Annotated in this window: 15 protein-coding genes; 6 read left to right on the forward strand and 9 right to left on the reverse strand. The window is 36.0% G+C overall.

Going from position 1 to position 19420, the window contains the following annotated elements; translation table 11 throughout:
• Positions 1-34: 34 nt before the first annotated feature.
• Positions 35-2044 carry a helix-turn-helix domain-containing protein gene (locus tag SJY09_RS04560; RefSeq protein WP_396637780.1) on the reverse strand — a complete coding sequence of 670 codons (2010 nt, stop codon included), beginning with the start codon at positions 2042-2044 and terminating at the stop codon, positions 35-37.
• A 679-nt stretch (positions 2045-2723) separates the two neighbouring features.
• Positions 2724-4832 carry a lipocalin family protein gene (locus SJY09_RS04565; RefSeq protein WP_396637781.1) on the reverse strand — a complete coding sequence of 703 codons (2109 nt, stop codon included), beginning with the start codon at positions 4830-4832 and terminating at the stop codon, positions 2724-2726.
• A gap of 1160 nt (positions 4833-5992) precedes the next feature.
• Here SJY09_RS04565 and SJY09_RS04570 point away from each other — a divergent pair.
• Positions 5993-6502, forward strand: a complete 510-nt coding sequence (locus SJY09_RS04570) for a transcriptional regulator (protein WP_396637782.1) — start codon at positions 5993-5995, stop codon at positions 6500-6502.
• Between the two features lie 56 nt (positions 6503-6558).
• Entirely contained in the window at positions 6559-7143 is a 585-nt protein-coding gene (locus tag SJY09_RS04575; RefSeq protein WP_396637783.1) for a nucleotidyl transferase AbiEii/AbiGii toxin family protein, read from the forward strand.
• Between the two features lie 308 nt (positions 7144-7451).
• On the opposite strand, the gene SJY09_RS04580 is transcribed toward SJY09_RS04575, so the two are convergent.
• Both SJY09_RS04580 and SJY09_RS04585 read right to left on the reverse strand, forming a co-directional pair.
• Positions 7452-7751 (reverse strand): type II toxin-antitoxin system RelE/ParE family toxin, encoded by a 300-nt coding sequence (locus SJY09_RS04580; RefSeq protein ID WP_396637784.1) that lies wholly within the window; start codon positions 7749-7751, stop codon positions 7452-7454.
• Positions 7738-7995, reverse strand: a complete 258-nt coding sequence (locus tag SJY09_RS04585) for a type II toxin-antitoxin system ParD family antitoxin (RefSeq protein WP_396637785.1) — start codon at positions 7993-7995, stop codon at positions 7738-7740. The genes SJY09_RS04580 and SJY09_RS04585 overlap by 14 nt, the downstream gene beginning before the upstream one ends.
• A 244-nt stretch (positions 7996-8239) precedes the next feature.
• Here SJY09_RS04585 and SJY09_RS04590 point away from each other — a divergent pair, with 244 nt between their 5' ends.
• Complete coding sequence (locus SJY09_RS04590) at positions 8240-9697, forward strand: ATP-binding protein (protein WP_396637786.1); 1458 nt, start codon at positions 8240-8242, stop codon at positions 9695-9697.
• A gap of 318 nt (positions 9698-10015) precedes the next feature.
• Here the strand turns inward: SJY09_RS04590 and SJY09_RS04595 are convergent, their stop codons facing one another.
• Positions 10016-10150 carry a hypothetical protein gene (locus SJY09_RS04595; RefSeq protein WP_396637787.1) on the reverse strand — a complete coding sequence of 45 codons (135 nt, stop codon included), beginning with the start codon at positions 10148-10150 and terminating at the stop codon, positions 10016-10018.
• 56 nt (positions 10151-10206) lie between these two features.
• Here SJY09_RS04595 and SJY09_RS04600 point away from each other — a divergent pair, with 56 nt between their 5' ends.
• Entirely contained in the window at positions 10207-13395 is a 3189-nt protein-coding gene (locus tag SJY09_RS04600; RefSeq protein ID WP_396637788.1) for an AsmA-like C-terminal region-containing protein, read from the forward strand.
• 194 nt (positions 13396-13589) lie between these two features.
• Here SJY09_RS04600 and SJY09_RS04605 read toward each other — a convergent pair whose 3' ends face one another.
• Positions 13590-14807, reverse strand: coding sequence for a glycoside hydrolase family 18 protein (locus SJY09_RS04605; protein ID WP_396637789.1), 1218 nt, complete (start codon positions 14805-14807; stop codon positions 13590-13592).
• Positions 14808-14957: 150 nt separating this feature from the next.
• Positions 14958-15539 (reverse strand): fasciclin domain-containing protein, encoded by a 582-nt coding sequence (locus SJY09_RS04610; RefSeq protein ID WP_396637790.1) that lies wholly within the window; start codon positions 15537-15539, stop codon positions 14958-14960.
• A gap of 136 nt (positions 15540-15675) precedes the next feature.
• On the opposite strand from SJY09_RS04610, the gene SJY09_RS04615 reads away from it, so the two are divergent.
• The gene (locus tag SJY09_RS04615) at positions 15676-16023 is read left to right on the forward strand and encodes a DoxX family protein (protein ID WP_396637791.1); all 348 of its coding nucleotides are present in this window, start codon (positions 15676-15678) and stop codon (positions 16021-16023) included.
• Positions 16024-16025: 2 nt separating this feature from the next.
• Here SJY09_RS04615 and SJY09_RS04620 read toward each other — a convergent pair whose 3' ends face one another.
• Positions 16026-16397, reverse strand: a complete 372-nt coding sequence (locus tag SJY09_RS04620) for a DoxX family protein (RefSeq protein ID WP_396637792.1) — start codon at positions 16395-16397, stop codon at positions 16026-16028.
• A 165-nt stretch (positions 16398-16562) separates the two neighbouring features.
• Between SJY09_RS04620 and SJY09_RS04625 the strand changes: the two genes are divergently transcribed.
• On the forward strand, positions 16563-17462 hold the full coding sequence (locus SJY09_RS04625; RefSeq protein ID WP_396637793.1) for an EamA family transporter: 900 nt from the start codon (positions 16563-16565) through the stop codon (positions 17460-17462).
• Between the two features lie 42 nt (positions 17463-17504).
• Here SJY09_RS04625 and ggt read toward each other — a convergent pair whose 3' ends face one another.
• The gene (gene ggt / locus SJY09_RS04630) at positions 17505-19202 is read right to left on the reverse strand and encodes a gamma-glutamyltransferase (protein ID WP_396637794.1); all 1698 of its coding nucleotides are present in this window, start codon (positions 19200-19202) and stop codon (positions 17505-17507) included.
• Positions 19203-19420: the final 218 nt, after the last annotated feature.

Genomic DNA, 19420 nt, shown 5'->3' on the forward strand with positions numbered 1-19420 from the left:
TCTTTAAATGATGTTGAAAATATAATTTGAGGGGTTAATTTTCTGAAGAGGTTTTAATCGGTATTCCGATGCTAGAAAACCCAACTTTTTCATAGAGGTCTTTGTAGCGGGGATCTTTTCTAATTGGGGCTAGCAAAGGTTCTTCTCTTAGCCAAGTCATTTCCACCTCATGTCTGTCATAGGATTTTTGGAGCCAATCAAGCGCTTTTTCATAATCTTTTACAGTACAATAGTACATCGCCAAAAACCAAGCAGGGCTGCCTGATGAATTTTCAAAGTAACTGGTATATAGTTCTGTCAAATGGGTGCTGGTCAGTTCAGAATCGCCATCCATTTGAGCATATACGGCATTCAACCACATCAATATGGGTGGGTAATCTGAAAATTGCGATAATATTTTTCCAAGTTGATCCTTTGACTTTTCATATTCGCCGAGGTAGTAATACAGTTTTGCAGACTCTCGTAAATAAAACCAGTTGCCGTTATACAGTGGGTCTGTTTGGGTTAATAATTCTCTAGCTTCATTAGCAGAACCCAAATAAAATAGTGCCTCTGCTCTAAAAAACGGATAAAATACATTTAAAGGGTCATTGATACTAAAACGTTCAATTGCCTTAAGGGTTTCTTCAGGTCTTCCGGTTTTAATGGGATAATCAAGTGAAATAACAGACGGCTTGTCATTTACAGAATTGCTCACTATATTTTTATAAGACTGTTCTACAAGTTCAAAATTCCAATCATAAAAAAACCTTCCTGTATCAAGTTCTTCGGCTACTCGTTGATTGTTTGGTTCTATTTTAAGAGCTTGTTGTAGTAATACCTTTGCATTACTCCAAGCCATTTGCTGATCATAAAAACCCCAAACCGATCCGCCCATATGCCATAGATTAGCCATGTCTACATAAGGTTCTACAAAAACCGAATCTGCTGCAATTGCCTTTTCATAAAGGTTGATAGCATTTGAATATGATAGTTCGTTTCCTTTTTGCTTTTGAAACTCTCCTTGAAGATAATAGGAATAAGCCTCTTTACTTTTAGTTGGTATTTTTTTAATGGCGGCCAACTCGTTTTCAGAGATGGTTGCTCTCATATTTCTGGCAACTGCCTCGACCACTTCGGCCTGCATTTCAAAAATTTCATCGCTTTTCCATTCCCTCGTGTATTCTTCGGACCAAAGATGTACATTGGAACGGCCATGAATCAATTGTAGATTAATTTTGATTTTATTCCCGGAAAGTTGAAGATTTCCTTGAAGAAGATTCGCGACACCTAACTCCTTGGCTATTTCTTTAATAGGTTTTTCTGTCGACTTGTATTGTAGCGCCGAAGTAAACGGAATCACTTTCTCAATAGCTCTGACCTTTGTAAGCCTTGAGGTCACAGCATCGGTCATACCATCTGAAATATATTCCAAATCGGGGTCGCCCGTCCAGTTTTTAAAAGGTAGAATGACTATCGATTTTTCATCAATAACATTGTTTTCATCCGTTTGAACAGATTTATCAGAGGAAGTATTATAAAAATAAAAAGCAGCAATTGTGATAGGTATGAGCAGTGTTACAAGAATCAGGATATTCTTGAAATTATTTTTTTTAGATTTTGATACAGCAGTTTCAATGCTTAAATCATGCTCTTTTTTCGAAGAGTAACTTTTGTCTTGTTCTTCGATTTCAGTGAGAATTCTCGATTTAACTTCACCGGGTGTATAGCCATGAAATTTATGGAAACAAGTATTGAAATAGGTCGCACTACTGAAGCCAACTCGGTAAGCAACTTCTGAAGCCGTTACGTCTTCTAGCCTCAGAATTTCTAAAGCCCTTTTTAATCGATACTCTCTGATAAATTGGCTTGTAGAAACACCTTGAAGTTTTTCTAATTTTCGATGAAGGCTCGAACGGCTCATACCGACCGCCTGTGCAAGACTATCAACTCCGAATTGGTCGTTGTTCAAGTTCGATTCGATTTCTTTAGTCAGTCTGTCAATCAATGTTTCCCGTGTTAATTTTTTTCGGGAATCATTTGATTGATTGTCGTCAGTGCTCATTTAGATATTAAAATTTCTTCAGGAGGAAGTATTCCAAATTACAGAATTTAAAAAGAATTTGTTTGAAAAAATCAAAACATTTTGATTTTTGATTTTGGTCAATTTATTCCCATTCCACACACATTACCCTCCCCTCCTATCGTCGCTTCGGGCAAAGAGTGTTCCATTACATTTTCAGGAAATTTATAGAAGAAAAAAAGAGGAATTAATAGCTATATATCGCTTTTACCAAAGCAAAGTTACATAACGCGGTACATTATAGACCAGATTTACCATTCTATAATTGCAGCCACATCATCTCGCCGAAAAAAGTAATCAGCCACTGGCTCATTACTTTTTCTCGCGTATATCAAATAGCTTTGGTAGTCGTTTCTGAATTGTATTTCCTTACAAATAATTTCTTATCGGAGTGTCTATACCAAGCTTATTCAAACATTTAATTGTCGCTTAGAAACCCTTTCTGCCAATAAATTTTTCAGAAGATTCTCGGTAGTCTTTCGCAACAGCTAACGCATTATTTTGGAAGGTCTAGTAGCCCTTTTAAAATATGAGCGATATGACGTGCTGGCTCAGCTAGCAAAATTCTTAGCCCTTGCTAACCTCCGTTCTTGATTGAAGCTTTCTTTTAGTGTTTCAAGTATCATGCAAAATAAAATTCGAAATTGTAATTAGTATTTTTTTAAAAGTTAATTTTTTCTATAAAAATATCTGCCTTTCCATTAATATTTTGTTTTAGGGATTCCTTTTTAAACCCAGAGGAAATACTGATGAGGTCACCATTGTAATCTTCAAAAATAAAATGAGGATAACCAATCGTAATTATTTCAACAACTTGCCCAGAAAATCTATTATAAATTACAGCTTCTTTTTTATGGGGACTTGCTGCTTCTATCTGCCAATCTGGATCATTATTTGTACCTAGGATTAGATTACCGTTTATGCTAGTTCCGCTTGAGAAACTAGGAAATTCAAATGATTCTATGATTTGAAAGGCACTAGCACTGTAAAGTCTATTCTCACCAGTATTTAAAATGTAGTCAGCGAACCTATTCTGTAACGTCCTTTCGTGATTGAGCCTTTTCATACTAAAATTCACCATCTCTGAACTAGTTATGAAACCATTCGAATCTAGATTTTTAATAAAACTATTGGGCTCACTCGGATGACTAACCAGAACATTATTGTTGTTTAAAAAGAAAAGTCTATGCCATGTATTTCCATGATGTTGTGTAAAATGTATATCTGAATCTACTAAAACTAGGTTGGTATTATCTCTTTTTAAAGTAAATATTTCATTAGAATTAATTAGTATCCAAAGATCTAATTCTTGAGAATAATTAAAATCAAAGAAATTGAATACGCCCAGTGGATCAATTGAATATTTAAATTCCATGGTGTTCGCATCATAAAAATGTAGTTCGATGCCCTGTTGTATAACCAGTTCTTTTCCATTTTGGTTCGAATTAACTACTTTGATTCCGGAATAAGTTTCAACCTGTGGTGGAATATCAGAAATAGCCTCTGTTTCAGAGGTTTCATAATTAAAACGACGAAGGTTCGCCCCTGTAATACCATTTCCGCTAAGTCGACCATATAAATAAACGATTGGCTCATCAGAATCAACATCGTAAGAAATAATCCGTTTATAATCAATTACCTCTTTTCTTTTAAATTGAACTTCCTTAACACCAGTTCTTTCATTATCGCTTAAGCGGCTTTTGTTACCGAAGATGTTGTAAGCATGCACTAAGTAAAACGGATTTTCTAAATAGGGAGGGTTCTCATCTATAAAACTTGTAGTATTTATATTATCAATCTCAGCTAAGATATATTTTTGAGCTCCACTGGCGCTAGTACCATCATAATTTGAAACCGTGACCTCATAATGCGAGAAGTATGGGCTATCTGAAGGCTCCCATGTTAGAGAAATACTATCATCGTTGACAATAGGGTCATTTAAAGCAATAGGGTCGATGTAAATAAAAAATGCGGGATTTACTCCAATATAATTACTCTCTCCAAGCAGACCTTGGTCTGTATATACCTTGAAGTAATAACACAAGGACTTCGCCCCCGGAGGGTTCAAATCTGTATATTCAATTACTTCAACATCTGTAATCGTGGCAATTAATTCTGCGTTTGCCTTTGTACAGTTTTCACCGGAACTTCTATATATTTCATAACGTTCAAAAGTGTTAAATCCCTCATAGGCATTCCAGGTAAAACTCAAAACATCCTCAAATTCTTCTTCATTATTTTTCCCAAATGAATTTGTAGTCAAGTCGAATTCTTCTGGTTCATAACGTATTGCCGTTATGCTAATTACATCCAATTCACCATCCTCATCAACATCAAATCTAGAATTGAAAACCAGCTCTTGGTCGCTTAGGTTGGTAATTACAAATTCATCAGATTGTCCTAAGTTATTAGCAAGTGTAATTATACCATTGTTTAGTTTCCAGGTTAACTGATTTACATCAGGTTCACAAGAATCGTAAGGATACAAATATTCGGTATAATTACCATTCGCATTATAAACAAAGAAATCTCTTCCGCATTGGGCATAATTTATTGGTATTTCTATTATTTTTCCATCAAACTTAGCACTAAAAATAGCCCAGACCCCAACTAAATCTTCATTAGTAGCCGAAGTGCTTGCTCCTTTAAAAAAATCATCAATATTTAATGGAGCAACCTCCTCTTTGGTACAGCTAAATAATAAAAGAAGAAAAGATAGAATTATAAGAGTATAATTATTTAAGTTTCTAGAGTAAGTAAAGCAATTCATATGCGTAGGTTATGTATTACAAACTAACATTATTTTTTTCTAATAATTGTATATAACAGTTCATTTTCAAATTATTAAGACCAATTACCATTCCACGCACCTGCCTGCCAGCAGGCAGGCATTACACTCCCCTTTTATCCCTTCGACTGTGCCCAGGACAGGCTAGGATCATATAATTATTGTTTATTCATAATTAGTTATTTGTTTAAATAGAAATTCATGAACCTCGTGCCTCGGTTTCATTACTTTTTGAGAAGAAAGTTTTTAGAAGACGACATAATTTTTAAAGATTAATAATCTTAAAAAATTTGTGCGAGATGAAGCGTTGGAAAAGAAAGTGTAGTACCATAGACGCCAGCGCAGCATCTCGCTCAAAAATATCAAGGTCTCCCAGACCTTCCCATTTTATGCCATACCCAAGCAAAGTGTCATAATGCAAGACATTATAGTACACGTGGCAATATGGAAAGCGACAGCTTTTTATATTGACGGCGAGACTTGTGCGGCTGCCTTGATTGGTACTTAGCTTAATGAAAAACGAGTAGCTATAATTCTATATTATGTAAAATATCCCAGAAGCATTAGTTTTCATTAGAATAATTGGAACTTGGGTTATTAAACTAATAAGCGGTTTGCTTCGCAGAGTTTTTTAAAACATTATGTATCTATAATTAGTCGTTATGTAAAATAGCCGCTACCAAGCGCTCGATTGTTTTATAAAATCAAATTGCTTCACAGCCGCATCAACTCGCAGATTCATAAAATTGATACTTAATCAATTTTACTCACTCGTATTTTACACACAATTATCCATCGCTTGCCAACGCCAAAATAAAAGCTAACCTTTTTGCTCTTATTAAAAATCGCGTATTCGATAAAATGTACGTAATAAAAAATTTTAGACGATTCTCGTGCATTGCCACAAGAGCATAAATTTTATGAAATCGACTTTTTCGGAGATTCACGAACACATTTAAAGTTTCTGCAAATAATTAAATAAGTGAGTAAAAATAAAATTCTATGCACTTGTTCTATATTGTATATGAAGTTAATTATTTGGTATGGTTTTTGAAGTTTTAGTAAACAACATTGTTTATTTTTAGTAAACATATTTGTTTACTTATTAAATATTTTATATTTTTACATTAAAGAACAGAATCATGTTACCGAGATTAAATAAAATTAAAGGAATACACCCAGGCACACTATTGAGATGGGAATTAAACAATCGAAATTTAAAAGGTTGCGAATTGGCTGATTCTATTGGTGAACACAAACAAACTATAAGTGCTATTCTTAATAAAAGAAGAGATATTAATCCTAGTCTTTCTATCAAATTATCAAAAGAGTTTAAAACGGATAAAGATTACTTCATGTTATTGCAAGCAAGTTATGACGTAAAAATAATAGCGGAATCTGAAATAAAAAGTATACCGAATATCAATAACATAAGGAGAATACTTTTTTGGGACACAAACTTTGATAAAATTGATTGGAATAAAAATAAAAAAGCCATTATCAAAAGAATTTTAGAAAGAGGAAATAAAACTGAAATAAATGAAATCATTTCATTCTATGGAAGAAAAACTATTTCCAAGGAAATTAAATTAATAAAAAGAAGCTACTTACCTTCTTTCGAGAAGAACATTATAGAACATAATTTAATATAGTGGAGTTATACTTAAATACTGTTTCCGATTTACTTTGGAGTTCTCTGAAACAATTAATGTCAATTGAGGAATTTAATAGCTTTAGAATGGTTGGTGGCACTTCATTAAGTCTTCAACTAGGTCATAGAGAATCTATCGACATAGATTTATTTACAGACGCAGAATATGGTAGTATAGACTTTGCTATACTTGAAGCTAAATTAATTGAAACCTTTCCATATGTAGATACAACATCAGTTGATCTTGTAGGAATGGGAAAGTCTTATTTTATCGGCAACAATGAAAATGAATTGGTGAAATTAGATTTGTTTTACACAGATCCTTTTGTTTTTCCTTCTATTCTTGAACAAAATATCAGGTTTTCAAGTATTGAAGAAGTTGCAGCAATGAAATTTGAGGTAATTGGTAATGGTGGTAGAAAAAAAGATTTTTGGGATATTCACGAACTATTAGACTCTTATACATTAGATGAAATGATAGAATTTTATCTCAAGAGAAATCCATATGGTTATTCTAAAGATGAATTATTAGTTAAAGTAGTTGACTTTTCCAATGCAGAGGATGATTTTACGCCAAACTGTTACCGAGAAAAAGTTTGGGAATTAATTAAGTTAGATATTGAAAAATTAGTAAAGAAATAAAGCCAATCTGCCAACAATGGGTACAATTCCATTACTTTTTGAGAAGAAACTTTTTAGAAGACGACATAATTTTTAAAGATTAATAATCTTAAAAAATTTGTGCGAGATGAAGCGTTGGAAAAGAAAGTGCAGTACCAAATACGCCAGCGCGCCAACTCGCACAAAAAATATAAAGTCTCCCAGACCTTATATTTTTATGCCGTAACCAAAGCAAAGTGTCACAACCCAAGACATTATAGAACAAAAATGTTCTATAATCCGTCATTATATCAAATAGCGATAAGTTATAAGTTATTCCGGGGGTATTCCTAGTCGTTTTCTAGATTCCTATCGTAGTCCATACGCTGACTTAAAACTCTAAGAATAAAAATTCCGCTTGCAGTTTGTAGATAAAATATAATATGCGACTCATAGGAAAATCTTTTCAAACCTTCAATAAACGCTGATGCATCACGAACTAAATTCAGATTTTCGGCAAGTACTTCAAAGGCTTCGTGCATAGCGTAAAAATAATTTTGCGCTTGAGTTAGCCCAAATTTGTATATGCCGAACTCATACATTGCAGCCAAATCGATTTCTGTTTTGGAGGATAGTTTATAAACGCCCATCTTCCCGCATACGTGCTTCGACTTCTTTCATGATATCTGGTAATGATTTATTACTTACGCCGCTTTCAAGCCCCTCAACAAGTTTTGTTTTTAGTGAAATAAACTTGGCATTGTTAGCTTGGTCTAGACGTACAAGATTTCTTAGATATTCACTGTCATTTGTGTATTCCCCTGCTTCTATTCGAGCTTTTATCCATTTATCCTGCTGTTCTGTAAAAGTTACCGTTTTTCGAACTGTTGCCATTATTAGCGATGTTTAAATTATCATACTATTGGTATAATTTAGCGAATGTTTTTGATGAATCAATAGTATAGATTGAAATACCATTACACACATATTATACTCCCCTTCGCTTGTTGGTCCGTAGCTATGTGCACTATTACTTCTAATATAGTGATAAGCTCAAAATATTAACGAAGATATTAGGATTATGCCGTATTCTTATCTAATATTAAAGTAGTATTTACAGCGTACGATAATTTTTTTTATGAATAGTGAAAATTTTAATTATATAATAACTGCCATATTTACTGCAATTTTTGGTGTTTTTGGAATTTATCACTTGGCTTCTTTTTTGATTTTAAGGCATAAGATTCTTCTCTATTATTGTATTCTGATACTAGCATTAGCGCTGCATTGGAGTTGGTTTTTATTGGCATCAGGACCTCTGAATGATGCCATTGCCGATAAAGCATCTATTGTTTCTGCCATGGCAGTGACGTATGGCTTATTACTATTTACTAAGAATTATTTAAACATTGGAAAAAAGAATCACCCTCTTTTATCAAGAAGCTATAGGATATTTAAATACACGATAGTTTGCATTCCGATCCTTTATTTTTTAAATATTTTGACAATCAAAATTGATTGGTTAAATGATTCGTTAGTGATGCTAGCCGCAATTACCGCTATGCTATCCATATTCATGAATTTATTTTCAGGAGTACGTTTATACAAGGAAGAAAGATTTAATAAGTACTATCTATACAGCTACGCTCCCATGCTGCTCGCGGCAATTATTTACATAGTCGCCTGGTTTTTACAAAAGCAGTATACTGTTGATGTACGATTTGTATTGATAACAACATCTAGTTTGATTACCCTACAATTGATTCTTTTCTCCATTCTAGTGGGTTATAAGTTTAAATCTATTGAGAATGAAAACATTAGAACACAAGTTGAAACCAATAAAATCCTTGCCATTGAAGTAACCCGACAGACGGAAAAGCTGCAAATGGCAAAGGAGGAACTAGAAAATAAGAACCAAGAACTTGAAACGGTAAATAGTTTAAAAAACAAATTGTTCTCACTGCTTACCCACGATGTGAAAGGTCCCCTGAACAACATAGCGGCGCTGGTAGAAATGATTGAAACCCATTTAGAGGATGGTCAACTCAAGGAAATGTCAAAAAAGTTAAAAAATAAAGTGGATGATAGAATTGCTATGGTGAATGCTTTACTGGAATGGTCTTATAGTCAGCTGGAAGGAATTGAGATAAAAAAAACCAGTTGTGATATTAAAAAAACGTTTGATTCTATGGCAAAGGAATTTGAACGACTGATAGAAGATAAAGAGTTGAAGTTGCTATTTGAAATTTCAGAACCAAAACTCTTAATCGATGAGAACATGTTCAAAATTATTTTACGTAATTTGACTTCTAATGCCATTAAATTCAGCAACGAAGGTCAAAAAATAATACTGTCTTCTAGAAAAGTGTTAGAAGGGATTGAAATAGGTGTACAAGACTTTGGAATTGGTATGAATGCCGATTGGTGTGATAACCTTGTAAACGAGGAAATTCCCAAGACAATGTTAGGCACTAAAGGTGAACAGGGAACAGGTTTTGGTTTATTAATAACAAAGGATTTTGTAGAAATGAATGACGGTAAACTAATTTGTACTAGCGAATTAAACCAAGGCACCAAATTTACCTTACGATTTTAAAGCTCGATAAAACATAATTTTTATGGAATAGGTCTAAGTAATTTAATAGTGTGTGAACATCATAAAAGTGCACTAATCCAAAGATGGTTTTAATTGTTTCCTATTTTAATATTCGCCTAGACCTCTTCAATGCAGTTAAACAGGCAACCCTCCCTCCTACCATTGGTAAGTTAATGGGTCGTTGATTGGCTTTTTATAAGAAGGCTTTATAAGAAACTCGAAGGATTACTTGAATACGAAACAACTTAAAAAGGCAACGTTTGCCTACACTCTATTTCATGAGTTTATGGTGTTGAATTTCTAAATGGCTCAAATCTATCATTCATTGGTCGCTTTATAAATAGCATCTAAAAGGCTACTTTTTTCCTTGGTGTCATTGCCCAATTCCCAGATGAGATTTTGGCTTACGTGGTAGCCAAGTCGATTACTTTTTTTGGTAAACAATACTATCATGTGCAAATTCGTTAGTTTAATAAGGCCGTAGTGCTGCTAAATCAAAAGAACATACGTTGACGCTCAAAAAACACTGGAAACGGTTCATATTTCTCACCATCTTGGTGCCCGTATTGTGCATAGGAATACTATTGCTCTATGTGCAAAACCAGCAATCTGAAATTATTAACGGAGAAATTGACCTTATAAACCAAGAGCATAAAGGCCTAATTACGGTTGGTAAGAGTAACCTATCGCTTTTTGGGAATTTTCCGGACCTCTCCATAAAAATTTATGATGTAAAAGTATTCGAGACCAAAGCGGTGAATGCACCCTTGATAATGGATGTAAAGGATATTTATGTAGGCTTCAATTTTTGGGATATTGTAAGCGGAAACTATGACATACATTCGGTATTGATAGAAGACGGTGTTTTTAATATCGTTATTCATGAAGATAATACCTCTAATATTCAAAATTCTTTAGCTACCACCACTGCAGATGGGACGGCCAGCACCAATATTCACTTGAATGCGATTGGATTAAAAAACCTAGATATTCATACGCTCGACGAGGCTACTAATACCGATGTTGAAAAGTTCATTTATACGGGTAAAGGAGGCTTTCGTATCATGGATAGTATCATTGCCGGTCATATTGATACCGAATTAGAGCTGAATGTCATCAAAGATGGCGACACGACCTATATCCGTAAAAAACATTTTGAAATACACACAGACCTTGTTTTCAATGAAGCTACAGGAATACTGGACATAGCGCCTTCTGGAATTGTTATGGAGAACGGTGATTTTGAGCTATCGGGAGCTATAGATACCAAAAACGATGTAGACCTTGACCTTGCCATAAAAGGGACCAAGCCCAATTTTGATATGCTTATTGCATTTGCTCCAGAAGATGTGATTCCCTTTTTGGATAAATACAAGAACGCTGGGGAGATTTACTTCAATGCTACGATCAAAGGTCCGGCGAATAAAGGAAACAGACCCGCTATCTACGCCGAATTTGGTGCGGGAAAGGCCTTTTTGGAGCATACGAGCAGTGATAAAAAAATAGATAAAATGGGCTTTAATGGCCATTTTAGTAACGGTAAAAAAAGAGCTGCCAGCACCATGGAATTTTCATTGACCAATATGAAAGCCTCTTTGGAAAAAGGAGGGTTTCTAGGGAGCATCTTTGTGAAGAATTTTGAATCTCCGGAAGTTGATATGCAAATAGATGCCGATTTTAATCTAGATTTCATCGCAGCGTTCTTTGAACTGCAGGAAGTACAGAACGCATCAGGAAATATAAAACTAAAAATGAATTTTCATGATATTGTTGATATCGAAAATCCTAAAATGGCATTGCAGCAATTAAATCAGGCCTACCATGCAGCATTAACAATTGAGAATTTACACTTGGAAGCAGAAAATCTTCCAGCTCCCATTGACAGTTTAAATGTAAATCTATTCATGAACGGTAAAGAGGCCACCCTTAAAAAATTTGATTTGCTGATGGGTAATTCAGATGTTTCTATACGTGGTTTCCTGTCAGATCTACCGTCTATTGTGCATCATACGAATACGCCCGTAGAAACCCATTTAGATATTACCTCCAATTATTTGGATATTGCAGAATTGACAGGTTTTTCAATGCAGGATACTACCCGGACCGGGTTTGACGAACAAGTTGAAAATCTAAGTCTTGGACTTTCATTTATAGGCTCTGCCAAAGACTTTACAGAATCTGAATACTTACCTATAGGTGAGTTTTTTATTGATAGCCTATATGCGGAACCAAAGCACTATCCGCATCGTTTGCATAATTTTCATGCCGATGTTCTGATTAATGATAAGGATTTAGAATTAGTAGATTTTAAGGGTCATATTGACGATAGTGATTTCTATTTTGACGGATTGGTGCAAGATTATGCTTTCTGGATGCGGGCCGGGCGTCATGGAGACGTAGCACTGGATTTTAATCTTACTTCGGAAAAGTTACGGCTCGAAGATATTTTTTCTTACAAAGGGGAAAATTACGTTCCGGAAGAATACCAACATGAAATTTTTGACGATTTAGCCTTACATTTTACTTCAAAGATGCACTATGTCGATTCTTCGCTGAGTTCCGTGGCTATTGCCTTGGATAAGCTAAACACTAAGATGGAAATACATCCGGAACGTTTTCATGACTTTAAGGGAAACATCCTTTACAAAGACGATCATATTACTATCAATAATTTTCATGGTGAAATTGGTTCTACCCGTTTTAATTTTAATCTGAATTACTATTTAGGCGAAGACCAGTCCAAAATGACCCAAGAGAACTACCTAGAGCTTAAGGCAGATTATATTGATTATGATGCCCTGTTCAATTTTAATCCAAGTCCTTCAAAGTCATTAGTAGCGGTGGACTCCCCTACTGAAGATGTTGCGGCACATGCAAAAGCTTTTAATATCTATGAATTGCCTTTTACCGATATGCGTTTTAAAGCGGATATTGCCCATTTAATATACCATAGGATAGCCCTACAAAATATTAAGGCAGCTTTGAGAACAACACCCGACCATTATATGTATATCGATACGCTTACTATGAATGCTGCTGGAGGAAACATTCGCTTAAATGGCTATTTTAATGGAAGTGACCCCGAACATATTTATATGCAGCCAGATTTGTTGATGACCAATGTGGACATCGATAAATTACTTTTTAAATTTGAAAATTTTGGGCAAGACCACCTTGTTTCAGAAAATTTACAAGGAAAACTTACGGCTCGTATTGGCGGTAAAATAAGGATATATCCAGATATGATACCAGATTTGGATCAGTCTTCTATTGAAATGGACGTAAAAGTACGCAACGGAAAGCTGAAAAATTATGACCCTATGTTAGCATTATCGGATTATATGGGAGATAAAAACCTTCGCAATATTAGGTTCGACACGCTACAAAATAGTATGACCATAGATAAGGGGGAAATTACGATACCAACGATGACCATTGAATCTACCCTAGGCCATATGGAACTGTCCGGAACGCACGATAGCAATCAAAATATTGAGTATTACTTACGTATACCTTGGAAAACAGTACGAAAGGCCACTTGGCAAAAATTATTTGTGAGTAAAAAGGATTCCGTTACCGAGCAAGACCAAGTTGACGAAATAATAGTGGCGGATCCTAACGGTAAAATCAAGTTTTTAAATCTTAAGGTACAAGGAACCATAGATGACTATAAAGTTTCCTTGCGCAAGAAAAAGTAAGGTAGCCATTATATTTAAAATTTTATAAAGGAGTTACAATCATTGCACACGCAAACATTACCATCTCTACAGTGCGAATTGCTTTAAAACTGAATCGAATAAGTAGCCCTAAGAAGTTTCTTTACCGTATTAGCGAAAAATAGATTTGTTGCCATATTGATGAGACCAATATCTGATTTACAACTAAAGTACAATTATTCTGTAACGGTCTTATGAATAGCATCTAAAAGGCTACCGTCTTCCTTGGTGTCATTGCCCAACTCCCAGAACATAATACCCCCTAGCCCTTTTTCAATGGCGTAACCAGTTTTTGCGGCAACGGAAACGGTATCGTCATAGGATACTAGTAAACTATCCGTAGCATTATACATGAATGGCGCTTTTACCTGTTCGTCCCAATAGCGAACGAAAGTACTGTCCGGCTCATAATTGTCCCTAATCTCATGATAGGCATACCAACCAATATGCATACCGCCGCTCCGCTGATACAGTCCATTATTATCAGGTGCAACCCCTTTCCAAACCCTTCCATAAAAAGCGGCACCGATAACGATTTGTTTTGGGTCTACGTTTTGCGCTATTAAGAAATCCACTATTTTTTCAGTTGATCGTGGATGTGGGTCCGGGGTACGACCTTTTTTGTACAAGCTATCTAAATTACTTTGGAACGGAGTCCCTTTAATATCTTCATTTTTTATTTCGCCTAAAGCGGTATGGTGACCCGTATATTCTGATACACCAGAAACCAGGTCATAAGTCATTACATTGGTATAATCGGCATATTTCATGACTTCATTGATTTCTATAAAGTCATAATATCTTTTCCAACCAGCAGATGCAAAAGTTAGGGTTTTAGGAGTGTCAAAAGTGTCCAGCATTTCTCGAAGTCCCTTCATCAATGCGGTAAAATTTTTGGTATCTACATCTCTGGCCATAGTACCGGCACCCGATATGCCCGGATATTCCCAATCCATATCCAAACCATCCAACTTATATTTTGCAATAAAAGCTGAAGCGTTGGCAATGAATTTGGTACGACCTTCTTGGGTTAGCGCCATATCGGAAAAACCATCGGCTCCCCATCCACCACAGGCAATCATAACCTTTAAATCTGGATTGCGCTTTTTTTGTTGTACCAGCGCTTCCAATTTTGGACCCGCATCCGCTGGGTTACGGAATTTCATTTCACCATCTATGACATTGGTAAAGGAGAATATGATATGGGTTAGTTTCTCTACTGGAATAGTTTCGGGTTGGTAGTCCGCCTCGGGCACATAATAGGCCATAACTACAGTTTTCCTTTCAATAGCGCCGGAATAGGTTTGGCTTTCCTGTTTTTCAGGGCTGGGCTTACATGAAATAAGGCATAAGAGCAATATAATGTGATAGCGTAAAATGTTTTTAATCTTCATTTTTATATTTGTAATAGGCTTAGTTGTAAATATAAAAAAATAGCTTTCAATTAACTAGTGGGCTAAGTCGTTACTAAAAAAGTGTAAAGACAAAAAAAGCCACTGCAATTGTGCAGCGGCCTTAATCTTCTTTCTCATAATTTATTTTGCCTATGGCATTACCACAGTATCCAGAGCGTGGATTACACCGTTAGATGCAGCAACATCCGCAATAACTACTGTGGAAGTACCTCCTTTAGCATCAGTTAATGTTACATTACCTTCATTTAGACTTAGCGTAATAGTTCCACCCTGAACAGTTTCTACCGTAAAGGCCCCATCGTTGCTATTGATAGCTTCAATTACCGCCGCCGCCTCAAATTTCCCGGCAACAACATGATACGTTAATATTCCCGTTAAAGCATCTTTACTTTCTGGTTTCAGCAGCCCTTCGACCGTACCTTCGGGTAGTTTTGCAAACGCATCATTAGTAGGTGCAAATACTGTAAATGGGCCATCACCACTAAGGGTATCAACAAGACCAGCTGCTTTTACTGCAGCAACCAGCGTAGTAAAGGAATCATTACCTGCAGCAACACCAACAATATTAGGTGTGGTTTCCTCAACTACTTCCGCCTGGACTTCCATTACCTCTTCCTTAACTTCCTCTTTCATTTCTTTTTTCTTTTCCCCGCAAGACGCAAACAATACCATGGAAAAAGCTAACATACTAAGCACTTTCAAACTTTTCATAAAATTTTTAGATTTTGATTCTTTCAAATATACAAGCTATTCTTTATTGTTTGATTTATTTAACAAAAGATTAAACAAAAAATATTATAGTTCATTCTCAATTGTTTAATTTGGTATCCTTTAAGAGAAGTCTTTTATGAAAATGATACTATATCTAACACTCTTTTCAGCCTGCTCCTTCCTTTTATTTGGTATTGCCTGTTTTACAACCGTGCAGATGAAGAAAGAGTTTACAAGATATGGGTTAGCATCCTATCGAAATATTGTGGGTGCTTTGCAACTACTCGGAGGTTTGGGCTTATTATTAGGCCTATATTATTCAACGATTTTGCAGATAGCTGCCGCTGCAGGACTTTCAATCCTCATGGTATTGGGTTTTATGGTAAGATTGAAGATCAAGGATTCTGTTATTCAAGCTTTGCCATCATTAAGTTACGCGATACTCAATGCCTATATTTTTTTTAAATTGCTTCCCCAGCTATAAGCTTATAGAGGTAAAGGAAAGGCAATAAACAAACACATTAGTAAAAATAAAAGTGCTGGAATAGATTTTTTGAACGGATCATTAATCTTCAAATGCATTATTACAGAACCTAACAGTAAGAAAGCCAATCCTAATGCAGCCGGTTGTTTTAATATTGAAAACCAAATACTGGCCAACAATAATAGAGCTAAAATAACTTTTAAGGTTCCGATAAGATAACAAGACCACTCCGGAAGACCATACACTTTAAATTCGTCCATTATTGTATTGGCATCCCCACCGCGCCATTGCGTAGCTTTTTTATTTTGTATAAGCCATACATTAAGAATACTTAGAGAAACGATAATTTGTAGTGCGATAGTTAGGTAGTGCATGTGGTGTGTTTTAGCTCTTTTATTTTTGTTTAATTAAAATATAATATTATTAAACAATAATACAGAAATCTTTGTATGATTCGAAACTTTTAACGGTAATTTAGATTTCTTTGTACGTGAATCTTGGGAATCGACTTCGAAAATTGCAATATCTTCGCGCGCATTATGTGGATGTGCCTAGGTCTTTTAGCTGCCTTATTTTTAGGCTTACATAATTTATGTAAAAAACATGCCGTACAAGGAAATGAAGCCTTTCCGGTACTCCTAGGAACTATAACATCCGGGTTTTTAATACTGCTTCCTTTTTACGTCGGTTCGTTCTTCTTTGAAGCCACGCTCCAGAAATTGCAGCTTTACATAACGGATATTCCATGGAAAATACATGGATATATACTAATTAAATCGGCCATAATGGCCGCTTCATGGGTATTGGCATATCAAGCATTGAAGCATCTTCCCATTACCATTGTAACCCCTATCCGTTCTGCAGGACCATTTTTTACCTTTATAGGGGCTATCACCATTTACCAAGAAAAACCAAATCCTTGGCAATGGGTCGGTTTTTTTCTAATTATATTTTCGGTATTACTTTATTCCAGAATAGGCAAGAAAGAAGGCATTCACTTTGCAAAGAACAAATGGATTTTTGCCATTATCGGGGCTACTTTCTTAGGTGCTTCAAGCGGATTATACGATAAGTTCTTAATCCAAGGTTTAGATTTGAATCCGCCTACATTACAATTTTGGTTCTGTTTTTATACGATACTCATCTTACTGGTTATCCTTTCCATTACATGGTTTCCCTATTCAGAAAAGCGAAAAGCCTTTAAATGGCGTTGGTCCATACCTTTTGTAGGAGTGTTATTGGTAGCCGCGGATTATTTTTACTTTAAAGCGTTACAAGACCCGGAGGCCCTGATAATGTTACTATCTGCCATAAAGCGCAGTCAAATTTTGATCGCTGTCGTGGTTGGCGGACTAGTATTCAAAGAGCAGAACAAGCGGAAAAAACTAATACCGCTTGTTGGTATTATGTGCGGTGTATTTTTGATTCTATATTCCTAGAAATTAAGGCTTTAAATCTTATCGAATAGACATTGAGCGAACCTAATATCCAGCTGCCTGACCATCTTTTCTGGACTCGGAGGCACCGGAATAAACTTTATTTTTTGTATCAAATCGAATGGCTTGGTATCCACCGTATATACCTACGGCAAAGGAAATTCTATGCCCTTTTTTACGTAGCTCACGTATAGTCTCATAGTCAAACCCGCTCTCCAGGTTAAGGGTGCCACCGTCTGTCATTACAGAGCCCGTTGGCTGCGAACTACCACGATGGCGCATTCGAGGGGCATCACCGGCTTCCTGTGCATTCATACCAAAGTCTATCATATTCACAACTATTTGGGCATGACCTTGCGGTTGCACGGAACCACCCATAAGACCAAAACTCATGTAGGGTTGCCCATCTTTTGTAATGAATGCCGGGATTATAGTATGGAAAGGTCGTTTCCCCGGCGCTAGTGCATTCGCGTGAGTCTTATCTTGTACATTGAACATTTGACCACGATTTTGTAATACAAAACCCAAACCATCGGGAACCATCCCAGAGGCAAATTCCGAATAAATACTTTGTATAAGCGATACCATATTCCCGTCTTTATCGGCAACGGTTAAATAAGTTGTATTTCCGGTTTCAATCTCAAAATCACCCGCTGGATAGAAACGGGCAGCTTCTTCTGAATTGATAAGTGCCCTTTGTTCTGCCGCATATTCGTCTGACAATAATTGCGTTAACGGAATTGTATTAAAATCTGGGTCTGCATAGAACTTGGCACGGTCTTCATAGGCTAATTTTTTGGCTTCCGTTAAGACATGTAAATATGCTTCACTTCCAAAGCCCATCGCTGAAATATCATAACCTTTTAGAATATTCAACATTTGTAAAGCAGCTGTTCCTTGACCATTCGGCGGTAATTCCCAGATATCATAACCACGATAATTAACCGATACAGGTGCTATCCAATTGGAAGTATGTTTGGCCAAGTCTTTGCTCGATAAAAATCCACCATGTTTTTTCATATAGGAATCAATGGTCTTGGCAATACTTCCTTTGTAGAATTCATCACGACCTTTAGTTGCAATGAGTTCATAGGTGTTTGCTAGGTCAGGGTTCTTAAATAATTCGCCTTTTTTCGGAATAGTACCATTGGGCATATAGGTTTCTGAAAAACCAGGTTGATCTTTTAGGTTTTGATAGTTGGAAATCATTTCATAGGCGATAACCTCGGATACCGGAAAACCATTTCTACCATAGTCAATTGCAGGTTGCAACAAAGTTTTCATTGGTAGTTTTCCAAATTTTTGGTGCATGGCGAACCAACCGTCTACGCACCCTGGAACCGATACGGGCAAGGGACCGTAGAAAGGAACATATTTCATATTTCGTTCCATGAAATAATCAATATCAAGTGATTCTGGTGCTCTTCCACTTCCATTGAAGCCAAAAAGCTTTTGTTGTTCGGCGTCCCATACTATGGCAAAAATATCACCACCAATTCCGCAACTTGCAGGTTCTACAAGGCCTAGCATGGCATTGGCGGCAATAGCCGCATCCATTGCGCTACCTCCCTTTTTAAGAATATCTAAAGCTACCTGTGTCGCCAACGGTTGACTTGTAGCAGCCATACCGTTTTGCGCCAATACTTCAGAACGTGTAGTAAATGTTTTGCCGGTTAGTCGGTCTTGGGCAGTAATCAGAATGCCAGAACCTAGTAATAACAGTGTAAGTAATATCTTTTTCATAGGGTAAAAAATGAATTTAAAACTATCAAAAAAGAAAGACTATACCAACCCGGAATAGGGTTAAATCCATTATTAATCTTCAAACATGAAAATATAGTTAGTCGGTACGTAAAAGTAAATTAGCTCGGGGCAATTCCTGGAAGCATTTGAAGGAAAGCCAACGTCCATTTCGAGGCAAGCGTAGGAGCATTCTACATCTCGATCATCGAGTAATTTCT

It is taken from the genome of Maribacter sp. R77961, assembly GCF_044594925.1.
In the GTDB taxonomy this organism is placed as follows: Bacteria; Bacteroidota; Bacteroidia; order Flavobacteriales; family Flavobacteriaceae; genus Maribacter.

Excerpts from the sequence above, each read along its gene's own strand:
- SJY09_RS04595 (WP_396637787.1), bottom strand. The coding sequence starts at position 10,150 with ATGATAGTATTGTTTACCAAAAAAAGTAATCGACTTGGCTACCACGTA.
- SJY09_RS04570 (WP_396637782.1), top strand. The coding sequence starts at position 5,993 with ATGTTACCGAGATTAAATAAAATTAAAGGAATACACCCAGGCACACTA.
- SJY09_RS04585 (WP_396637785.1), bottom strand. The coding sequence starts at position 7,995 with ATGGCAACAGTTCGAAAAACGGTAACTTTTACAGAACAGCAGGATAAA.
- SJY09_RS04610 (WP_396637790.1), bottom strand. The coding sequence starts at position 15,539 with ATGAAAAGTTTGAAAGTGCTTAGTATGTTAGCTTTTTCCATGGTATTG.
- SJY09_RS04565 (WP_396637781.1), bottom strand. The coding sequence starts at position 4,832 with ATGAATTGCTTTACTTACTCTAGAAACTTAAATAATTATACTCTTATA.
- SJY09_RS04615 (WP_396637791.1), top strand. The coding sequence starts at position 15,676 with ATGAAAATGATACTATATCTAACACTCTTTTCAGCCTGCTCCTTCCTT.
- SJY09_RS04560 (WP_396637780.1), bottom strand. The coding sequence starts at position 2,044 with ATGAGCACTGACGACAATCAATCAAATGATTCCCGAAAAAAATTAACA.
- SJY09_RS04605 (WP_396637789.1), bottom strand. The coding sequence starts at position 14,807 with ATGAAGATTAAAAACATTTTACGCTATCACATTATATTGCTCTTATGC.
- SJY09_RS04580 (WP_396637784.1), bottom strand. The coding sequence starts at position 7,751 with ATGGGCGTTTATAAACTATCCTCCAAAACAGAAATCGATTTGGCTGCA.
- SJY09_RS04625 (WP_396637793.1), top strand. The coding sequence starts at position 16,563 with ATGTGGATGTGCCTAGGTCTTTTAGCTGCCTTATTTTTAGGCTTACAT.
- ggt (WP_396637794.1), bottom strand. The coding sequence starts at position 19,202 with ATGAAAAAGATATTACTTACACTGTTATTACTAGGTTCTGGCATTCTG.
- SJY09_RS04620 (WP_396637792.1), bottom strand. The coding sequence starts at position 16,397 with ATGCACTACCTAACTATCGCACTACAAATTATCGTTTCTCTAAGTATT.
- SJY09_RS04590 (WP_396637786.1), top strand. The coding sequence starts at position 8,240 with ATGAATAGTGAAAATTTTAATTATATAATAACTGCCATATTTACTGCA.
- SJY09_RS04575 (WP_396637783.1), top strand. The coding sequence starts at position 6,559 with ATGTCAATTGAGGAATTTAATAGCTTTAGAATGGTTGGTGGCACTTCA.